Annotated in this window: 3 protein-coding genes; all 3 read right to left on the minus strand. The window is 66.2% G+C overall.

Annotated features, from left to right (window positions below; all coding sequences use genetic code 11):
- Window positions 1-191 precede the first annotated feature (191 nt).
- A complete protein-coding gene (locus ACNPP0_RS00645; RefSeq protein WP_448704743.1) occupies window positions 192-950 on the minus strand; it encodes a TorF family putative porin in 759 nt (252 codons plus the stop codon).
- A 193-nt stretch (window positions 951-1,143) separates the two neighbouring features.
- Window positions 1,144-1,836, minus strand: a complete 693-nt coding sequence (gene kdpE / locus ACNPP0_RS00650; RefSeq protein WP_448704744.1) for a two-component system response regulator KdpE — start codon at window positions 1,834-1,836, stop codon at window positions 1,144-1,146.
- Between the two features lie 12 nt (window positions 1,837-1,848).
- Window positions 1,849-3,407 (minus strand): DUF4118 domain-containing protein (locus tag ACNPP0_RS00655; RefSeq protein ID WP_448704745.1); only part of this gene is annotated, 1,559 nt, incomplete at its 5' end.

A 3,407-nucleotide genomic window follows, 5' to 3' on the forward strand; every position in this document is an offset into this window, starting at 1 on the left:
GAAAGGGGGCAAGCAAGGCGGGGCCAGAAGAATTGGGTTGGGCGATCATGGCGGGGGCGGGGCGGAGGCCGCTGCTTGCGGCGATCCGCGTATCGGTTGGTTGATGACGATTCCACTATAGGAAGCGCGCCGTAAACCCCGCCGATAAAAGCGGGCGCGGCGCGTAAAAATCGCGTCAACGCCCGGGCGGATCAAAAGGTTTTGGTCAACGACAGCACGCCTGTCGCGCGGCCCATGTCGCGACCGCGCGTGTTGGTGTAGACGGCGCGATCCGCGTTGGTGTCCAGGTAGGCCAGCGATACCGACAGGCCTTGTCCAAAGTCCTTGGTCAGCCCCAGCTTCCAGTCGGTATACGACCCCTTGTCCACGTTCTTCACCATCTGGCGGCCGGCATGGGCGTTCAGGGTCAGGCCCCACACTCCGGTGTCGACGTTGGCGCTCAGGTCGAAGTACTGGCTGTATTTGCTGTCGGCAAAGCCGAACAGGTTGGTCATGGCAATGGAATACTTGAACATGACCGGGCCATAGCCGATGCCGGCGTAGAGTTCGGTGGTGTCGGGGCTGGTGTAGCCGGACGGGAAATCGCCCGGGTAGTAGTACTGCAAGACACCCAGGTCCACGGGCACGCCGTCGGCCACATTGCCCTTGTAGCCGCCGTAGAAATCCATTTCCACGGGGGCGGAAACGTCGGGGTTGCTGTCGCCGAGCCAACTGATGCTGGAATTCCAGTTGCCCAGATAAAAGCCGCTGCGGTGGGCAAGGTCGAAGCCGCCTTGCACGGCGGGTTTGTTGTCCGACTGCATCAGGCCGCGATAGCGGTATTGGCTGGTCAGGCTGAGGTTTGCGGACAAAGTGAAGTCGGGGGCGGCGGCGGCGACCGGGGCGTCATTAGCTTGCGCGGTGGCGGCCAGCGTCAGCAGCGCCAGCGCGGCCAAGGAATTGCGGGACATGGAATGCTCCTGCTGTTGAACGGATCGCAACAATAGGAGGATCGGCATAAAGCGCGAGACAAGACACGGGCGGCACGCGTAAAGATCGCGTCAATGTGGATCACAGGCACGTTGATTACATCCACGTTGATTACATCCACGTTTACTACATCCACGTTTACTACATCCCGGTCACCGCGATCCGTTGCTCCGCTCAGCCCGCGAAGCGGTACCCCACGCCGATCTCCGTCAGCAGGAACACGGGCTGTGCCGGGTCGGCTTCGAGCTTCTGCCGCAGATGCCCCATGTAGATGCGCAGGTAGTGGTTGCTTTCGATATGCGACGGCCCCCACACTTCACGCAGCAGTTCACGATGTGTCATGACCTTGCCCCGGTGCGCCAGCAGGGCGGCAAGCAGCCGGTATTCCATGGCGGTCAGGTGCACGTGCTGGCCGCCGCGATCGACGACACGCCGCGAGAAGTCAACGCGCACGTCGCCAAAGCTGATCTCGGCGGCGCTGGCCGCGCCCGCCCGCGCATGGCGGCGCAACAGCACGCGCAGCCGCGCCAGCAGTTCGCTGACGCCGAAAGGCTTGGTCAGGTAGTCGTCGGCGCCCGCGTCCAGCGCCGCCACCTTGTCCGGCTCGGCGCTGCGGGCCGACAAGACCAGCACCGGCACCTGCGTCCAGCCGCGCAATTCGCGGATCAACGTCATGCCGTCTTCGTCGGGCAGCCCCAGGTCCAGCACGATGGCGTCGGGCTGGCGGGTGCCGGCTTCGATCAGGCCGCGCTTGACCGTGTCGGCCTCGTGCACGGCGCAACCCTCGCTTTCCAGGGCCTGGCGCACGAAACGCCGGATGTTGGCGTCGTCTTCAATGATGAGGACGGTAGGCTGGTAGTCGAACATGCAAAGGCGCTTTCAAAGGGATTCGGGTTGGACGTCGGGCGGCGTGCCCAGCGGCAGGCTGAAGACAAACTGCGCGCCATGGGCCTGGCCCGGCGTGTGTTCCACCCAGATGCGGCCGTGGTGGGCCAGGATGATGGCTTCGCATACCGCCAGGCCCAGGCCCACGCCGGGGGTAGCGGATTCGCGGTCGCCGCGCGTGAATTTTTCGAAGATGCGGCGTTCGGCCCCGGGGGCAACGCCGGAGCCGTTGTCACACACGGCCACGCGCAGCGTGCCATCGTGCACGGCGGCGTGGATGTGCACGCTGCTGCCGGGCGGCGTGTACTTGGCCGCGTTTTCAAGCAGGTTGCACAGCACGCGCTCGATCAGCACGCCATCGCATTCCACCAGCGGCAGGTCGGACAGCCGCGCGACGGTGACGCGGTGCGCGGCAAGCGGTTCGCGCATGGCGGCCAGCGACGCGCCCACCAGTTCTTCAATGGACTGCCATTCCAGGCGCAGCGGCGTGTCGTGGCTTTGCAGCCGCGCCATGTCCAGCAGATTGACCACCAGCGCATGCATGCGCTGCGCCTGGTCGCGCATGGCGCGAATGGTGTCCTGCACATCGTCCGGCAGCGTGCCCGGCCGGCGCGTCAGCGTGTCGGTCATGCCGACCAGGCTGGTCAGCGGGGTGCGCAGGTCATGCGACACCGCCGCCAGCAGCGAATTGCGCAGCCGTTCGGATTCCATGCTGACCAGCGCCTGCTGCGCGACTTCGACATAGTGCAGCCGTTCCAGCGCAATGGCGATCAGCGTGGCGTAGGCCTCGATCTGGCGGCGCGCGTCGGGATGCGTGAACAGGCTGCGGCGCGGCGCGGCCAGTGCCAGCACGCCGCGCGTGCGCATCGGCGCCTTCAAGGGCAGGTACAGCAGCTCGCTGTTGGACAGCGTGGCGGTGCCCGCCCCGGCGGGTTGGCCATGGTCGTACACCCATTGGGCCAACGCCGATTCCAGCGCCGGCATGTCGGCGGCGGCGGGCGAGGCCAGTTTCAGGCGGTCGTCCAGGCCCAGGATATACAGCGCGCAGCGCGAGCCGAACGTTGCGTGCACGAATGCGCCGGCCAGCGCCACGATCTGCTCCGGCAACAATGCCGACGACAGCTCGCGTGCGAATTCATACAGGCTGCGCGCGTCGGCTTCGCGCTTGACCGACACCTGCGCCTGTAGCCGCAGCCCGGCCGTCAACTGCCCGATCAGCAGGCCCACGGCCAGCAGCACGGCGAACGTCAGCAGGTACTGCACGTCCGACACGGCAAAGGATGCCAGCGGCTGCACGAAGAAAAAATCGAACAACGCCACACTGACAACGGACGCCAGCGCCGCCGGACCCCGCCCGTGGCGCAGCGCAACGGCCACCACCGCCAGCAGGAACAGCATGACGATGTTGGTCTGGTGCAGCACCGGAAACGCCAGCATCGACAAGCCGGTGGCGGCCGCGCAGTAGCACAGCGCCCAGGCATAGCCGGACCGGGGCGCGGCGTTGCGCTCGTCGGCTTGCGCGCGGGCGCGGTTCCCCAGCGTGAGCGGGTCGC

It is taken from the genome of Achromobacter semiaridum (genome assembly GCF_053543755.1).